The sequence below is a fragment of the Sphingomonas yunnanensis genome, assembly GCF_019898765.1.
GTDB classification, from domain to species: domain Bacteria; phylum Pseudomonadota; class Alphaproteobacteria; order Sphingomonadales; family Sphingomonadaceae; genus Sphingomonas; species Sphingomonas yunnanensis.
The window spans coordinates 181106-195619 of record NZ_JAIOKB010000005.1; the positions used below are offsets into that span (position 1 = coordinate 181106).

Below are 14514 nucleotides of genomic sequence, written 5' to 3' on the forward strand. Positions count from 1 at the left end.
GCGGCATAGCCGCGGCCGGCAGGGTTGTCGTGCGTGGCGAACCGCTCGTTAACGCCCGGCCCCTAAGGTCGCTCGCTCGATAGGAGCTGACGATGTCGGGCGTACCGGCCGAACACGATGACCTGCGCCGGCGGATGGCGCGTTTCCTCCCCCTGATGGACTCGACCGGCCATGCCAGCGGCGTGCTGCTGCGCGAGCGGCTCGAGTTCTCGCGCATCTTCCAGACACACAGCCAGGAGGAGCAGCGCGCGGTCGCCGCGCGTGCCGTGGCCGAGCCGAGCTTCGCCCCCACCGCGGCGGCGTATCGCGAGCAGCTCGACGGGCTTCGCACCGACTACAGCGCGCATATCGCGCACTGGCCGCCTTCGGCGATCCGCGACGACGCCGGCGGCTATCGCGCCGCGGTGTTGACCTTGCAGCGCCGCTTCCACGACCTGCTCGCCTGGGAGGAGCGCCACCTGCTGTGATCGGCGCGCGCGCCCGCTATGATGGGAGTGGAAGGCGCGGGATGGCGCAGCGGCGGGCGGAACTGGAGGCGGCGATAGCGTGGGGGTGTCGCTCGCGCGCGCCCGTTTCTCGATCGTCATCCCGGCGAGCCGGGATTCATGTCGCCGCTTGAGCCGCGGCCGAGGCGCGCCCGGCGCCATGGATCGCGGCTCAAGGCCGGGAGACGGCGCGGTGAGACGATCCAGGCGCCTCTACGCTCCGCTCATTCCTCGCGCTTGGCCCCATCAAGCGCCGCCTCGCGCCGCTCGCGCTCCTGCCGCTCGGCCTGTTTCTCCGCCTTGGTGCGGCCGTGCGCGGCGCGATTGGCCGCCGCCTGCGCCGCGTCCTCCGCCCGCCGCTTCGCCTTTCGCGCGCGGCTCAGCGAGACCAGCTCGCCCATCTCAGGCGCGCACGTCCTTGGCGATATTGTCGAGCAGCCCGTTGACGAAGCCGGCCTCGCGCTTCTGGTAGAAAGCGTGCGCGACGTCGACATAGGAGCTGATCGCCGCGCCCACCGGCACGTCGTCGCGCGCGAGCAGCTCGTAGCAGCCGGCGCGCAGGATCGCCTTCATCGGCTTGTCGAGCCGCTCCAGCGTCCAGCCGGTGCTAAGCTTCGCCTCGATCAGCCGGTCGATCTCGCCCTGGCGCGCGTTCGTGCCGGTGACGAGGTCGTCGAAGAAGTCGATGTCGGCCTCGGCATATTGCGCCTCCTCGATCTCGGCGCCGAGCCGGTGGTGGTGGAACTCGTGGAGCAGCGCGGGCATGGCGGTGCCCTCCATCTCATGCTGGTACAGAGCCTGGACAGCGGCGAGGCGAGCGGCGGCGCGGGCCTTGGTGCGGGCAGCGGTGCGGGACATAAGCGGCGCCCTGTACGCTTGCGGCGCCGTTTCGTCACCCCCCGGCACTGGCAGCGTCCCGGTCCCTCGCGCCGCGGCCGTTGATCTCGATCAGCAACTTCGTCCGCAACGTCCGCCGCTCGGCCACGTTCGTGGCGCAGACCCCCAGCCAAGGAGCATCACCATGGGCCTGTTCACCAAGGACATCGCGACGCTGCACGACCTGTTCCTGCACACGCTGCAGGACATCTATTACGCCGAGAACCAGATCACCAAGGCGCTGCCCAAGATGATCGAGAAGGCGACCGCGCCCGAGCTCAAGCAGGGCTTCGAGACCCACCTGCGCGAGACCGAGGGCCAGATCGCACGGCTCGAGCAGGCGTTCGAGGTGCTGGGCGAGAAGGCCAAGGCGGTCACCTGCCCGGCGATCGACGGCATCATCAAGGAGACCAACGAGGTCGCCGGCGATATCGCCGACAAATCGGTGCTCGACGCCGCCCTGATCGCCTCGGCTCAGGCGGTCGAACATTATGAGATCACGCGTTACGGCACGCTGATCGCCTGGGCCAAGCAGATGGGTCACGACCAGGTCGTCACCCTGCTCCAGGCGACGCTCGACGAGGAGAAGTCGACCGACGAGAAGCTGACCACGCTGGCCGAGAGCAAGGCCAACGCGAAGGCGGACCTGGCGACCGCGTGAGGGGCGGGGAGCGGCTCGGCAAAGGGCGGCTCCCTTGACTTGGTAGGATAGGGCCTCTGGTCGGAGACACGTTGGGCACCCTTCCTCCTTGTTCCCCGGCGAAAGCCGGGGTCCAGTTGGGCGACGCTGCTGAGGCAGGTAAGGGGCGTCACGTTTACGTCTCCGCGTGAGCCGACGTTGGCATGTGACGACGGTCGCGCGTCGTATCGATGGCCTTCCCAACTGGGCCCCGGCCTGCGTCGGGGAGCGAGTGGTGGGTAGGCGGGGCGATTACGATCGACGCGCGACCAGCAACTCCACCCCCTTCATCCCGCCTGCGCGGCCCGCTAGGGCGAGTCCCGTGACCCCGACGCTGCCGATCCACGCCGTCCTCCCCGACCTGCTCGCCGCGCTGCGCGACGTCGGCGCGGCGGTGCTGGTCGCGCCGCCCGGCGCGGGCAAGACCACCGCGGTCGCCCCCGCGCTGCTCGCCGAGCCCTGGTGCGACGGCGAGATCATCGTCACCTCGCCGCGCCGCCTCGCCGCGCGCGCCGCGGCCGAGCGGATGGCGCAGCTCGCCGGCGAGCCGGTCGGCCGCACCTTCGGCTATGCCACGAGGCTCGACACCCAGCGCTCCGCCGCGACGCGGGTCACCGTCGTCACCGAGGGCATCCTCACCGCGCGGCTTCAGAGCGACCCCGAGCTGAACGGCGTCTCCGCGCTGCTGTTCGACGAGGTGCACGAGCGCAGCCTCGACGGCGACTTCGGTCTCGCGCTCGCGCTCGACGCGCGCGCCGCGCTGCGCCCCGGGCTGCGCATCATCGCCATGTCGGCGACGCTCGACGGTGCGCGCTTCGCCGCGCTGCTCGACGGCGCGCCGGTGGTGGAGAGCGAGGGGCGAAGCTACCCGCTGGACCTGCGCCACCTCGGCCGCGCCGCCGAGGCGCGGCTGGAGGATTCGATGGCGGCCGCGATCCGCCTGGCGCTGCGCGAGGAGGAGGGCGGGGTGCTCGCCTTCCTGCCCGGCGTCGCCGAGATCGAGCGCACCGCCGAGCGAGTCGGCGACGTGCCCGGGGTGCGGCTCCACCGCCTTCACGGTAGCCTCGATCCGGCCGCGCAGCGCGCCGCGATCCGCGCGGAGCCCGACGGTGCGCGCAAGCTGGTGCTCGCCACCAGCATCGCCGAGACCAGCCTGACGCTCGACGGCATCCGACTGGTGGTCGACAGCGGCGTGGCGCGGCGCCCGCGGTACGATCGTGCCGCGGGGATGACTCGTCTGGTCACCGAGCGCGCCAGTCAGGCCGCGGCGACGCAGCGCGCCGGCCGCGCCGCGCGCCAGGGACCGGGGGTGGCCTATCGATTGTGGGAGGCGGCGGCGACCGCGGGCATGTCGCGTTTCGACCCGCCCGAGATCCTCGAGGCGGACCTCTCCGCTCTGGTGCTCGCCTGCGCTTTGTGGGGCGTGAGCGACCCGCGCGAGCTGCGCTGGCTCGACGCGCCTCCGCAAGCCGCGGTGGCGGAGGCGCGCGCGCGACTCGCCGCGCTGGGCGCGCTCGACGCCGACTCGCGCCCGACCGCGCACGGCCGCGCCATCGCGGCGCTGCCGATGCCGCCGCGGCTCGCGCACATGCTGCTCGCCGCGCCCGACCCGCGCCGCGCCGCCGAGGTGGCGGTGCTGCTGCAGGAGCGCGGACTCGGCGGGCCGGACGCCGACCTCGAGCTGCGGTGGCGGCGCTGGCGCGGCGACCGCTCGCCCAAGGCGGAGAGCGCGCGCGGACTGGCGAAGCGCTGGGCCGGTCTGGTGAAGCGCGGGCAGAGCGAGGGCGCGCCCGCCTCGATCGGCGCCTGTGTCGCGCTCGGCTTCCCCGACCGCGTGGCGCGGCGGCGCGACGCGGGCGGCGAACGCTGGGTGTCCGCCGGCGGTCGCGGTTTCAAGCTCGACCCGACCTCGCCGCTCGCCGCCGCCGAGTGGCTCGCGGTGGCGGAGACGCAGGGCATGGCGGCGGGAGCGCGCATCCTCGCCGCCGCCCCGATCGCGGCGGAGGAGGTCGAGGCGCTGTTCGCCGACCGCATCGAGACGCGCCGCACCGCCGACTTCGACGCCGCGACCGGCGCGGTGCAGCCGCTGCGCGAGCGCCGGCTCGGCGCGATCCGGCTGTCGAGCGGGCCCGACAGCGCGGCCGACCCCGCGGTCATCGCGGCGGCGCTGGTCGAGGGCGCGCGCGCGCACGGTCTGGCGCCGCTGCCCTGGTCGCGCGCGGCCGAGGCGCTGCGCACGCGCGCGGCCTACGCGGGGGTGCCGCTCGACGACGCGACGCTGCTGGCGCGGCTCGACGACTGGCTGCCCGCGCTGGTCGAGGGCAAGCGCCGGCTCGACGCGATCGCGCCGGGGGCGCTGGTCGAGGCGCTGCGCGGGCTGCTCGGCTGGGACGCGCTGCGCGCGATCGACCGCGTCGCGCCGGCGGACTTCACCAGCCCGGCGGGCTCGACCCACGGGATCGACTATGGCGCCGAGGCGGGACCGACGGTGGAGCTGCGCGTCCAGGCTTTGTTCGGTCTCGACCATCACCCGGTGGTCGGGACGGAGCGCGTGCCGCTGGTGCTATCGCTGACCTCGCCCGCGGGCCGTCCGATCCAGACGACGCGCGACCTGCCGGGCTTCTGGCGCGGCAGCTGGCACGCGGTCGCCAAGGAGATGCGCGGCCGCTACCCGCGCCATCCCTGGCCCGACGAGCCCGCTGCCGCCGCGGCGACGCTGCGCACCAAGAACGCCGACGCGCGCCGGGGGTGAGGCGGCACGCGCGCTGGGTACCGCGCACACAGTACAAGCGAAGATACGCCATGGGATTGTGAACATTAACATCAGCAATCTCGTACAAGCCGGACATAATCACAAACGAGCAACAATCCAGCGATGTTAGCGCTCACGGCTAAACCGGTTACATTCTCGCCTTGATCTCTCCTGTTGTTTTTTCCATAGGCAAAAAAATCAGAACAATAGCCGTCGTTAAGCGGCAGTGCTTTCACGGGAGAGAGACGGGTCATGCAAACATCGATCAAGCTTTGCCTGCTGCTGGGCAGCATCCTGAGCGGCGCGCCCGCGCTGGCGCAGACCGGCTCGGCACCCGACGTGCCCGCGACGGTGCCGCAGGAGCAGACGCCGCCGGCTGCCGCGGTGGGCCAGGACAGTGCGATGGTCACCCCCGACGCCTCCGCTGCGGGTGACGAGATCGTCGTCACGGGCATCCGCGCCAGCCTCAGTTCCTCGGCGCAGACGAAGCGCGACGCCAACCAGATCGTCGATTCGATCAGCGCGGTCGATGTCGGCAAATTCCCCGACGCCAATATCGCGGAGTCGCTCCAGCGCATCACCGGCGTGGCGATTGACCGCTCGGGCGGCGAGGGCCAGTTCATCACCGTCCGCGGCCTCGGGCCCGAGTTCAACACCGTTCTCGTCAACGGCCGCGTCATGGCGACCGACAACGCGGGACGCGAATTCTCCTTCGACGTGCTCTCCTCGAACATGATCCAGCGCACCGACGTGTTCAAATCGCCGGTGCCCGAGCTGCAGGAAGGCGGCATCGGTGCGACGGTCAACATCGTCACCGCGCGTCCGTTGGAGGGCCGCAGCGGCTTCCGCGCCGCGGCGCAGATCGGCGGCATCTACGACCGCTCGCGCGAGCGGATCACCCCCGATCTCGCCGCCACCGTCTCCTATGCCAATCCCGACAAGACCTTCGGCGTGCTGCTGGCGGGCTCCTACACCAAGCGCAAGAGCCAGACCGACACGATCGCGATCGACGGCTGGATCAACGGCCGTCCCGACATCGTCGAGACGATCGGCGGCGTGCCGACGCTGATCACCGGATCGGATTCGCGCTACCCCGTCACGGGCAACGCCAACCTGCCGCAGAGCGTCTACTACCAGCGCGCGCAGGAGGAGCGCGAGCGGATCAACGTCTCGGGCGCGGTGCAGTTCAGGCCGGCGGACAATCTCGAGATCACCGTCGACGGCATCTACTCGCGCTTCAACATCTCGGGTGTGACGCGCCGGCTCGATAACTTCATGGCGGCGCCTTACTACCAGCCGACGTTCGACGACACCAACACCGCCACCGGCCTGACCATGCTGGGGCGTGACTTCATCGCCGCCAACCCACAGTTCCTCGCGGCCAACCCGACGCTGACCAACAACGGCGTCAACGCCAAGGTCGACCACGTCTACAACACGACCAACCGCAAGTCGGACAGCTATCAGTTCGGCGCCAATGTCAAGTGGAACCCGGCGGAGAACGTCGAGCTCCGCTTCGATGCATCCAAGACTGGTGCCAACCGTAACTCGCCCAACGCATATTACGTCTACGGCGCACTGCTGCCCTACAGCTACGACTTCTCGCTCGACGGCGGGAAAGGCATCCCGTCGATCTCCTACGACAACAGCATCATCAACAATCCCGACCTGATGCGGCTGCACTACATGGGGATCGACGCCAACCGCTCGCGCGACCGCGGCTCGGAATATCACTTCGACTCCAAATGGGAGATCGACGGCTCGATCCTGCGCAACGTCACGCTCGGCGGGTCGTACACCGAGCGGCGCAAGATCAACCGCCAGTTCAACAACAGCGACTCCAACTGCACCTACTGCGGCTATCAGGTGCCGATCGCCTCGGGCCTGCTCCAGCCCTATGAGTGGGGCGACCTGCTCGGCGGCGGCCAGAACATCCCGCCCTCGCTGTTCCAGGTCGATCCGCAGGCGTTCCTCGCCTATCTCAACGATCCCGCCACGCTCAACATCCCCTCGAACGGGCGCACGCCCGAGCAGCAGGCGGCCTATGCGGCGCAGGTGCAGGCACTGGAGGGCGGGCCGTTCGGCGTGCGCGAGCAGCTGCGCGGCACCGTCAACGTGCAGGAGCGGCTGACCGCGGGCTATATCAGCATGCAGTTCGGCAACGATCGCTGGACCGGCAACGCCGGCGTGCGCGTGATCCGCACCCAGGTGCTCTCCTCCGGCTTCGACACGCCCGTCACCGGCATCGCCAACACGCCGGGCGACGACACGCTGCAATATACCTACGGCCCCGCCACCGCGATCGCGGTGCGCAGCAGCTACGTCAACGCGCTGCCCTCGGCCAACGTCAAGTACAACCTGACCGACAAGCTGATCGCGCGCGCCGCCTTCTCGCAGACGATCACGCGGCCGACGCTGACCGACCTGGGCGTCAACAACGATTACGGCGGTCGTATCGCGGTGCCGCTGTCCTCGGGCGGCAACCCCAATCTGCTGCCGTTCCGCTCGACCAACTACGACCTGTCACTGGAATGGTACCTCTCGCGCGTCAGCTACATCAGCGTCGGCGGCTTCTATAAGGACCTGTCGGACTTCCTCGAGCTGCAGACGCTGCCGGTCGAGCGGTTCGGCCGGGTCTACCAGGACACGCGTACGCGCAACGGGCAGAGCGGCACGATCAAGGGCATCGAGGTCGGCGGGCAATATTCGTTCGACGCGCTCGGCGGCTTCGTGGGCGGCTTCGGCCTCACCGGCAACTACACCTATGTCGCCAGCAGCGCCGAGCGCGACCAGGTGCTGGCGGACTTCCAGTGCGGCTACAACGGCCTGTCGCCCCACTCGGCGAACGGCAGCGTGTTCTACGAGAAATACGGCATCTCGGCGCGCGTGTCGTACAACTGGCGCTCGGACTATCTGCGCAACTGCCGCGACAGCCAGTCGCGACCGCGCAACCGCTCCTCCTACGGCCAGCTCGACTTCAACGTGTCCTACGACCTCACGCCCAACTTCCAAGTCTACCTTCAGGGCGTGAACGTGACAAACGAGTTCATCGACGAATGGTCGGCGATCAAGGAGCGCTACCTGCTCCAGCAGGAGACCGGGGCGCGCTACAACGTCGGCCTGCGCGTCAAGCTGTGAAGTTGAGGGCGAGTGGTGAACGGCGTTGAGCTAGAGCAAGCAACAGCGTGAAGGCTTCGCCTCCCCTTCGAGGGCTCGGGGCCGGCCATGCTCCCAGCATGGCCTGAGCGGCGCGGGCGCTGTTCACCCTGAACTCGGCGGGGTGGGGCGCTTCCGCGAACGGCGCGCCCGGGGAAAGGCCCCACCCCCACCCCTCCCCTTAAGGGGAGGGGCTGTCCCCTCCCTCACGTCACCAGCTTGCGCAGCCCCGCGAGCGTGTCCGCCTCGGCGGCGGGCTTGTCGGTGCGGATCCGCGCGATCCGCGGGAAGCGCATCGCCAGCCCCGACTTGTGCCGCTTCGACTCGTGGATCGAGTCGAACGCCACTTCCAGCACCAACGACTTCTCCACCTCGCGGACGGGGCCGAAGCGGTTGAGCGTATGCTGGCGCACGAAGCGGTCGAGCTGCGCGATCTCCTGGTCGGTGATGCCCTGATAGGCCTTGCCCACCGGCAGCAGCTCGCCCTCGTCGGTCCAGCAGCCGAACGTATAGTCGCTGTACCAGCTCGAGCGGCGGCCATTGCCGCGCTGCGCGTACATCATCACGCAGTCGGCGGTGAGCGGGTCGCGCTTCCATTTGTACCACAGGCCGGCACGGCGCCCTGCCACGTAAGGCGAGTCGCGGCGCTTGAGCATCACCCCTTCGATCGCGGCGTCGCGCGCGCCGGCGCGGATCCCCTCCAGCGCGGTGAAGTCCTCCGCCGCGATCACGCTGCTGACGTCGAAGCGGGTCGGGTCGAGCCGTGCCGCGAACGCCCCCAACCGCGCGCGCCGCTCGGTCCAGGGCAGAGCGCGCACGTCCTCGGCGCCGTCGAACAGGATGTCGTAGAGCCGGACGAAGGCGGGCGCCTCTTCCAGCATCTTGGCCGACACCACCTTGCGCCCGAGCCGCTGCTGCAGCGCGTTGAAGCTGCCAGCGCCCTCTCCCTCGCTCTCGCCGAGCCGCGCGCCCTGCGCGTCGCCGCGCACCATCAGCTCGCCGTCGACCACGCCGTAGCTCGCGAAGGCCGCGGCGACGTCGGGAAAGGCGGCGGTGACGTCGTCGCCGGTACGGCTGTAGAGCCGCGTCGCGCCCGCGACATGGACGAGCTGGACGCGGATGCCGTCCCATTTCCACTCGGCGGCGTACTCGACGAGGTCGACGCGCAGGTCCTCGAGCGGGTGCGCCAGCATGAAAGGGCGGAACACCGGCACGTCCGCGGGGGTCGGCTGCTCGCCGGTCCCCTCGGCCCAGGCGAAGAGCGTGGGGTAGGGCGGGGCGAGCCCGTGCCACACTTCCTCCACCGCCTCGACGTCGAGGCCGAAGGCATCGGCCAGCGCCTGTTTCGCCAGCCGCGCCGACACGCCGACGCGCAGCGCGCCGGTGGCGAGCTTAAGCAACGCGAACCGCTCCTCAGCGTCGAGCCGGTCGAGCATGCCCGCGAGCGCGGCGGGCGCGTCCGAGCGCGACAGGTGCATCAACCGGTCGACCACCGCGCCGACAGTCAGCGGCGTCACGTCGGTGGGCGGCACGTCGGGCACGGGCCAGAGCAGCGCGACGGTCTCCGCAGTGTCGCCGACATAGTCGCGGCTCATCCGGAACAGCACCGGGTCGACGCGCGACTCGATCAGCGCGCGGATCAGCGCCGGCTTGACCGCGGGCAGGTCGAGGTCGCCCGTCAGCGCCGCCATCGCCCAGCCGCGATCGGGGTCGGGTGTGGCGCGCAGATAATCGCCGATCAGCTTGAGCTTGGCGTTGCGCCCGCGGGTATAGATCAGCGAGTCGAGGAGCGCGGCGAAGGCGTGCATGCGGCGCTAACGCTCCATCCCGGCGATGGGCCTCAGTCGAGTGTGTCCTTGACCTTCTTGCCCGCGGTGATGCCGAGCACGAGGAAGATCAGGAACAGCGCCAGCGCGATGAAGAACAGGATCTTGGCCAGCCCGACGAAGGCGCCGCCGATGCCGCCGAAGCCGAGCGCGCCGAGCAGCAGCCCGACGACGAGGAAGATCACAGCCAGTTTCAGCATCGGTCGGCTCCTTGTGCGGCAGGCTGGGTCAGCCCTTGCGGCTGGCCTCGAACAGGAACCATGCGCGCTCCTCGGCCTCGTCGGTCCAGTCGTCGACGATGCCGCTGGTGGCATTGTCCTTGGCCTCTTCGGCCGCCTCTTTCACGTCCCGGAAGCGCTGGACGAGCGTGAGGTTGTCGTCGCGCAGCTCGGCGAGCATCTGCTCGGGCGCGACGAAATCGGCGTCATTGTCGCGGATCGAGCTCCGACGCGCGATGTCACCGATCGAGCGCAAGGTGGTGTTGCCGGTCTTGCGCACGCGCTCGGCGATCGCGTCGGTGGCACCGAGGATCTGCGCCGCCTGATCGTCGAGCAGCAGGTGATAGTCGCGGAAGTGCGGCCCCGAGACGTGCCAGTGGAAGTTCTTGGTCTTGAGGTACAAAGCGTAGCTGTCGGCGAGCGCGGCGTTGAGCGCGTCGGCGACGCTGCGCGTGTCGTTGCGCTGCAGGTCGGTGGGGGTGTCGAGCGCGGGATTCGTATCGGCCACGAGCGGCTCCGTCGTTTCACTGGTCGAGGGCGAAACGATGTGGGGCGCGATTGGGTCCGGTCAAGGCGGGGGCAAGATCCTCCCCGTCCAGGGGAGGATTTATTTGACAGAACGCCGCCCTACGCCGCCAGCCGCACCGCGCAGGCGGCAGCGAAGGTGCGCGAGGTCGCCTCGTCCTGGACGCCGCTTGCCACAGCCTCGCCGAGCAGGCCGAGCCAGTCGTGCACCAGCACGCCGCGCTCGCCGCGGCCGATCGCGGTGCCGAGCGACTGCGCCACCGTCACCACCGGCAGCAGCTGGTGCTGCTCCGCGGCGAGGCGGATGCCATCGAGCTCGGGGGCGAGCCGCGTCGGGCCGGCACGCCAGTCGATCGCGGCGATGCGCCGCGCCAGATGCGCCTTGATCGCGAGGATATCCATGTCGTCCATGCGCGTGATCCTGCTCGGGTGAGTCCCGATCCGCGCACCCTGCGCCCGCGTCCCTTACCTTGTGCTTAATGCAGCCCTACGCTTGACTCCGCGCGCCACATGCGCCAAGCGCCCGCGTCTGACGCGGCGAGGCGAGCTTCGCCGCTTTCTTGTTTCATTCGCTTAGGAACCGGTCATGGCCAAGCCGACCACCGTCAAGATCAAGCTCGTCAGCTCGGCTGACACCGGCTTCTTCTACGTCACCAAGAAGAACCCGCGCACGAAGACCGAGAAGCTGAGCTTCAACAAGTACGACCCGGTCGTGCGCAAGCACGTCGCGTTCAAGGAAGCCAAGATCAAGTAAGCGTCACGGGCGGCGCGGCCGCCCGTCGCCGGCTGATCGCGGGAGCCGCGGGCATCGCGCCGGCGGCTCTTTTCGCGTGTGTGCGATCCGGGCGCTCTGCTCGTCGAGTGCCGTGCTCCTGCGCGAGCAGGAACCCAGAGCGGCGGGCACTCTCGATCGTCACCCTAGGGCTCCCGCGGGCGCGGGGGCTTCGCCAGCGTTGCTTAGCGCTCGTCCTCGCTCGGCTCGGCGTCGGTCGTCTGCGGCGGTCGCGGGTGCGTGCCGTGATCGGGCGCGTCCGGATCGGTCAGCAGCCCCTCGACGGTTTCCTCGACCGCATCGTCATGCTCGTGCTCGGCCATGGCTGCTCTCCTCACTCGGCGGCGAGGTTCTCGCCCCGCACCTGATAGTAACTGGCGACACGGTCGGCATAAGCCTGGTCGAATATCGGTGCGTTATTGGCCCAGCTCGGGCCGCCCTCCAGCAGGCGGCGGTCGATCGTCACCACGTAGCGGTCCCGCACCGAATCGAACTGCAGCAGCGCGAAGGGCAGCGGGTAGAAGCTCTTGCCCATGCCGAGAAAGCCGCCGAGGCTGAGCACCGCGTGGGTCGCGCGACCGGAGGCCTTGTGCACCATGAAGGCGTGGACGGCGCCGAGATGGTCGCCGTCGCGGCTGTCCACCTTCATCGTCTCTCCCAGGTTCGACTGGACGAGGATCTGGGTGGGCGCGTCGTCGGCCATCGGTGACTCCATCAACAAACAGTACCGGCCGAGAACCGTCCGCGCCGCGCCGCGGTTCCGCGCACGGTTGAGCGCGCCGCCGGCTTCCGGCATAGGCCCCGGTCGTGGCTCGATACTTTCCCTACGGCGCGCGCCTGACGCCGCTCATTGCCGCGCTGGTGCTGGCCGCCGGCTGCGTGCCACAGGTGACCCCGCCGCCGCCGCCCGCCCCCGCGCTGAGCCCCGCTCCCGCGCCGCCCGCGCCAGCACCCGCCCCGACTCCGCTCGCGGCGGACTGGCAGGACTGGCCGCGCACGCCGGGCACGTGGCGCTACGCGCGTGACGCCGCCGGCACGATGGCGAGCTTCGGCGTGGGCGGCGCGGCGGTCGCCACCGCGCGCTGTGACCGCGCCGCGCGCGCGATGACGCTGACCCGGATCGGCGGTGTCCGCGCGCCGCTCACGGTACGCACCAGCGCGACGACGCGGACACTACCTGCCGCGGCGGTGGTGAACGGCGCGGCGGCGACGCTCCCGGCAAGCGACCGGCTGCTCGACGCGATGGTGTTCAGCCGCGGCCGCTTCACGCTGGAGCAATCGGGCAGCGCGCCGCTGGTACTGCCGCCCTGGGCCGAGCTGGCGCGCGTGATCGAGGATTGCCGCGGGTGAGCGGCTGAGCCATCGCGCACCGGGCGGCGCGTATAGGGGTGATGCTGCTTCCAAACAGACCTGTGGGTCGCGTCGGCGATCCGGTGGCAGCCGAGACGAGCGTGCGAGGATCGTACATTCCGCCCCGCAACACAAGACTTGTATCCGAGTCGCGCGGGGCTCACATTGATCGTGCGGTTCGAGGGCCGCGCTCGTTATCAACCAGCGAAAGGAGGTGATCCGATGTCTCATGGTTCAGCAATGGGGTCGGTTCAGTTCGTTCGGGGGACGCGCTTCTGACGGTAGGGTCTGCCTCGGGGGGTATCCTCTCCCAGACAACGAGGTAGGTCATTCTGTCGGAGGCCTGCATGGTCTCCCGGGCTGGAGCTCTCCGGCCGCTGACCATGTTTAGGGGTTGTCGGGCGCCGCTTCGGCGGGGTCCGGCAACCTCTTCTCATATTTGGGGCAGGTGAGGAGAGGCGGGGGTGGGCAGACTGGCACAGGTGGCCCAGGCGGCGCGCCGGCTCGGCGCGATCGTCGCCGATGAGGGGCCGCTCGAGGCGGCGCGGCGGCTGCTGCGGCGGGCGCGCCCGGACCCCGGTCTCGGCCACTATCTCGCCGCCAAGGCGGCGCGCGACGCCGCCTATGATTCCACCCACGACAGCGACACCGGCGGCGTCCAGCGGCTCTACACGCTCGCGATCGACAGCCCCAACGCGCGCTACGGCATCGACCATGTCGCTTCCGATCCCGACGTGTTCGCGTCGGCGATGGCGCTGCTGGAGGGCGACCTCGCGCGCTTCCATTTCCTCGACCTCGGCTCGGGCAAGGGGCGCGCGCTGCTGCTCGCCTGCGACTATCCCTTCCGCGCCATCACCGGGGTGGAGTTCGCCGCCGAGCTGCACGCCACCGCGACGCGCAACCTCGCGCGCCGCGGCGACCCGCGCGCGACCGCGCTGCTGGGCGATGCCACCGCGGTCGCGCTCCCCGACGGCGACCTCCTCGTCTACCTCTTCAACCCCTTCGAGGAGGCGATCATCCGCGCGGTGGCGCGGCGGCTGGCGGCGCTGCCGCCCGGGCGCGACGTGCGGCTGCTGTACGTCACCCCGCGCCATCAGGCGGCGCTGGCGGCGGAAGGGTGGCGCGTCGCCGCGACCGCGGGCGACGCGGTGCTGTTCCGGCGCGACTGAGGCGCGACGGGAATAACGGGAGGCGACACGCCTACGATAACCACAGTTGCCCTTCCGTACTGGCTATGTCACTGTTCCGTTCAGTCCTGGGTCGTTTCTGTGCGATGGGATGGAGGAAGTCGCCATGATGCAGCGCATCTATCTGACGCTGGCCGCACTGGCCGCGGGGCGTGACGAAATACTTCGAGCTTATCCGAAGACGGTCGATCGAGTAGATCAATGCTGTGTGATCGTGTTTCTGGCGACGATGTTATATGGCTTCATCCTTCTGCCGCTTCAGTATGTACTCGTCATCATCCATTACGCGAGCCTCGGGTTACGTCAGACGGACGTGCTTTATCTAGATACTGGAGGGCGTCTTGCCTTATTGCTAGGAGGCGGCGCCGTGCTCATGGCGAGTGTACGAAGCGCTGGTGCGGCGCGCACCGCCATGAAGACCTTCGAGGGGCATCGGTGGGTTTTGCTGCTCTTGGCAACGCTGGCGCTCATCCTCCCGCTGATCATCGGCGGAATAGTGACGAAGAGCGTCGCGCTGCTGGGCATAACGCGTGGAGACCATCTCTGGATTGCCGTCTATCTCACGGCATGGAGCGCTGCGATTATACAGATCTGTGCGGCGATCGTCGCCCCGGCCGCTCCGGCGTGGGAGGGGGAGCCGTTCAAACGACGTTAGCACGAAAGCGGGAAGCAAGTGCGACGGTGTCGT

Annotated in this window: 16 protein-coding genes; 8 read left to right on the top strand and 8 right to left on the bottom strand. The window is 69.7% G+C overall.

Going from position 1 to position 14514, the window contains the following annotated elements:
* The first annotated feature begins 92 nt into the window (after positions 1-92).
* Positions 93-467 carry a hypothetical protein gene (locus K7957_RS14815; protein ID WP_223012760.1) on the top strand — a complete coding sequence of 125 codons (375 nt, stop codon included), beginning with the start codon at positions 93-95 and terminating at the stop codon, positions 465-467.
* A gap of 242 nt (positions 468-709) precedes the next feature.
* On the opposite strand, the gene K7957_RS14820 is transcribed toward K7957_RS14815, so the two are convergent.
* Together K7957_RS14820 and nusB are read right to left on the bottom strand one after the other, a co-directional pair.
* A complete protein-coding gene (locus K7957_RS14820) occupies positions 710-886 on the bottom strand; it encodes a DUF4169 family protein (protein WP_223012761.1) in 177 nt (58 codons plus the stop codon).
* Between the two features lies 1 nt (position 887).
* A complete protein-coding gene (nusB, locus tag K7957_RS14825; protein ID WP_223012762.1) occupies positions 888-1343 on the bottom strand; it encodes a transcription antitermination factor NusB in 456 nt (151 codons plus the stop codon).
* Between the two features lie 163 nt (positions 1344-1506).
* Between nusB and K7957_RS14830 the strand changes: the two genes are divergently transcribed.
* The 3 genes from K7957_RS14830 to K7957_RS14840 all read left to right on the top strand — a co-directional run bounded on the left by K7957_RS14830 (position 1507) and on the right by K7957_RS14840 (position 7930).
* Positions 1507-2022 carry a YciE/YciF ferroxidase family protein gene (locus tag K7957_RS14830; protein WP_223012763.1) on the top strand — a complete coding sequence of 172 codons (516 nt, stop codon included), beginning with the start codon at positions 1507-1509 and terminating at the stop codon, positions 2020-2022.
* Between the two features lie 340 nt (positions 2023-2362).
* Positions 2363-4792, top strand: coding sequence for an ATP-dependent helicase HrpB (gene hrpB, locus K7957_RS14835; protein WP_223012764.1), 2430 nt, complete (start codon positions 2363-2365; stop codon positions 4790-4792).
* Positions 4793-5044: 252 nt separating this feature from the next.
* The gene (locus K7957_RS14840; protein ID WP_223012765.1) at positions 5045-7930 is read left to right on the top strand and encodes a TonB-dependent receptor; all 2886 of its coding nucleotides are present in this window, start codon (positions 5045-5047) and stop codon (positions 7928-7930) included.
* Positions 7931-8154: 224 nt separating this feature from the next.
* Here K7957_RS14840 and K7957_RS14845 read toward each other — a convergent pair whose 3' ends face one another.
* The 4 genes from K7957_RS14845 to K7957_RS14860 all read right to left on the bottom strand — a co-directional run bounded on the left by K7957_RS14845 (position 8155) and on the right by K7957_RS14860 (position 10928).
* Entirely contained in the window at positions 8155-9756 is a 1602-nt protein-coding gene (locus tag K7957_RS14845) for a cisplatin damage response ATP-dependent DNA ligase (protein ID WP_223012766.1), read from the bottom strand.
* 32 nt (positions 9757-9788) lie between these two features.
* On the bottom strand, positions 9789-9974 hold the full coding sequence (locus tag K7957_RS14850; protein ID WP_223012767.1) for a DUF1328 family protein: 186 nt from the start codon (positions 9972-9974) through the stop codon (positions 9789-9791).
* A gap of 28 nt (positions 9975-10002) precedes the next feature.
* Positions 10003-10500 (bottom strand): Dps family protein, encoded by a 498-nt coding sequence (locus tag K7957_RS14855; protein ID WP_223012768.1) that lies wholly within the window; start codon positions 10498-10500, stop codon positions 10003-10005.
* 119 nt (positions 10501-10619) lie between these two features.
* Positions 10620-10928 carry a hypothetical protein gene (locus K7957_RS14860; protein WP_223012769.1) on the bottom strand — a complete coding sequence of 103 codons (309 nt, stop codon included), beginning with the start codon at positions 10926-10928 and terminating at the stop codon, positions 10620-10622.
* A 175-nt stretch (positions 10929-11103) separates the two neighbouring features.
* Between K7957_RS14860 and rpmG the strand changes: the two genes are divergently transcribed.
* The gene (gene rpmG, locus K7957_RS14865) at positions 11104-11271 is read left to right on the top strand and encodes a 50S ribosomal protein L33 (RefSeq protein ID WP_022687989.1); all 168 of its coding nucleotides are present in this window, start codon (positions 11104-11106) and stop codon (positions 11269-11271) included.
* Positions 11272-11474: 203 nt separating this feature from the next.
* Here rpmG and K7957_RS14870 read toward each other — a convergent pair whose 3' ends face one another.
* The gene (locus K7957_RS14870) at positions 11475-11612 is read right to left on the bottom strand and encodes a hypothetical protein (protein ID WP_223012770.1); all 138 of its coding nucleotides are present in this window, start codon (positions 11610-11612) and stop codon (positions 11475-11477) included.
* An 11-nt stretch (positions 11613-11623) separates the two neighbouring features.
* Positions 11624-11992, bottom strand: a complete 369-nt coding sequence (locus K7957_RS14875; protein WP_223012771.1) for a PRC-barrel domain-containing protein — start codon at positions 11990-11992, stop codon at positions 11624-11626.
* A gap of 104 nt (positions 11993-12096) precedes the next feature.
* Here K7957_RS14875 and K7957_RS14880 point away from each other — a divergent pair, with 104 nt between their 5' ends.
* From K7957_RS14880 to K7957_RS14890, 3 genes are all read left to right on the top strand, one after another.
* Positions 12097-12639 (top strand): hypothetical protein, encoded by a 543-nt coding sequence (locus K7957_RS14880; protein ID WP_343228425.1) that lies wholly within the window; start codon positions 12097-12099, stop codon positions 12637-12639.
* Between the two features lie 464 nt (positions 12640-13103).
* Entirely contained in the window at positions 13104-13808 is a 705-nt protein-coding gene (locus K7957_RS14885; RefSeq protein WP_223012772.1) for a class I SAM-dependent methyltransferase, read from the top strand.
* A gap of 124 nt (positions 13809-13932) precedes the next feature.
* A complete protein-coding gene (locus K7957_RS14890; protein WP_223012773.1) occupies positions 13933-14481 on the top strand; it encodes a hypothetical protein in 549 nt (182 codons plus the stop codon).
* Positions 14482-14514: the final 33 nt, after the last annotated feature.

What these genes read in the sequence shown, in the direction of transcription:
- K7957_RS14815 (WP_223012760.1), top strand. Translation starts at nt 93, where the DNA reads ATGTCGGGCGTACCGGCCGAACACGATGACCTGCGCCGGCGGATGGCG.
- K7957_RS14820 (WP_223012761.1), bottom strand. Translation starts at nt 886, where the DNA reads ATGGGCGAGCTGGTCTCGCTGAGCCGCGCGCGAAAGGCGAAGCGGCGG.
- nusB (WP_223012762.1), bottom strand. Translation starts at nt 1,343, where the DNA reads ATGTCCCGCACCGCTGCCCGCACCAAGGCCCGCGCCGCCGCTCGCCTC.
- K7957_RS14830 (WP_223012763.1), top strand. Translation starts at nt 1,507, where the DNA reads ATGGGCCTGTTCACCAAGGACATCGCGACGCTGCACGACCTGTTCCTG.
- K7957_RS14840 (WP_223012765.1), top strand. Translation starts at nt 5,045, where the DNA reads ATGCAAACATCGATCAAGCTTTGCCTGCTGCTGGGCAGCATCCTGAGC.
- K7957_RS14845 (WP_223012766.1), bottom strand. Translation starts at nt 9,756, where the DNA reads ATGCACGCCTTCGCCGCGCTCCTCGACTCGCTGATCTATACCCGCGGG.
- K7957_RS14850 (WP_223012767.1), bottom strand. Translation starts at nt 9,974, where the DNA reads ATGCTGAAACTGGCTGTGATCTTCCTCGTCGTCGGGCTGCTGCTCGGC.
- K7957_RS14860 (WP_223012769.1), bottom strand. Translation starts at nt 10,928, where the DNA reads ATGGACGACATGGATATCCTCGCGATCAAGGCGCATCTGGCGCGGCGC.
- rpmG (WP_022687989.1), top strand. Translation starts at nt 11,104, where the DNA reads ATGGCCAAGCCGACCACCGTCAAGATCAAGCTCGTCAGCTCGGCTGAC.
- K7957_RS14870 (WP_223012770.1), bottom strand. Translation starts at nt 11,612, where the DNA reads ATGGCCGAGCACGAGCATGACGATGCGGTCGAGGAAACCGTCGAGGGG.
- K7957_RS14875 (WP_223012771.1), bottom strand. Translation starts at nt 11,992, where the DNA reads ATGGCCGACGACGCGCCCACCCAGATCCTCGTCCAGTCGAACCTGGGA.
- K7957_RS14890 (WP_223012773.1), top strand. Translation starts at nt 13,933, where the DNA reads ATGATGCAGCGCATCTATCTGACGCTGGCCGCACTGGCCGCGGGGCGT.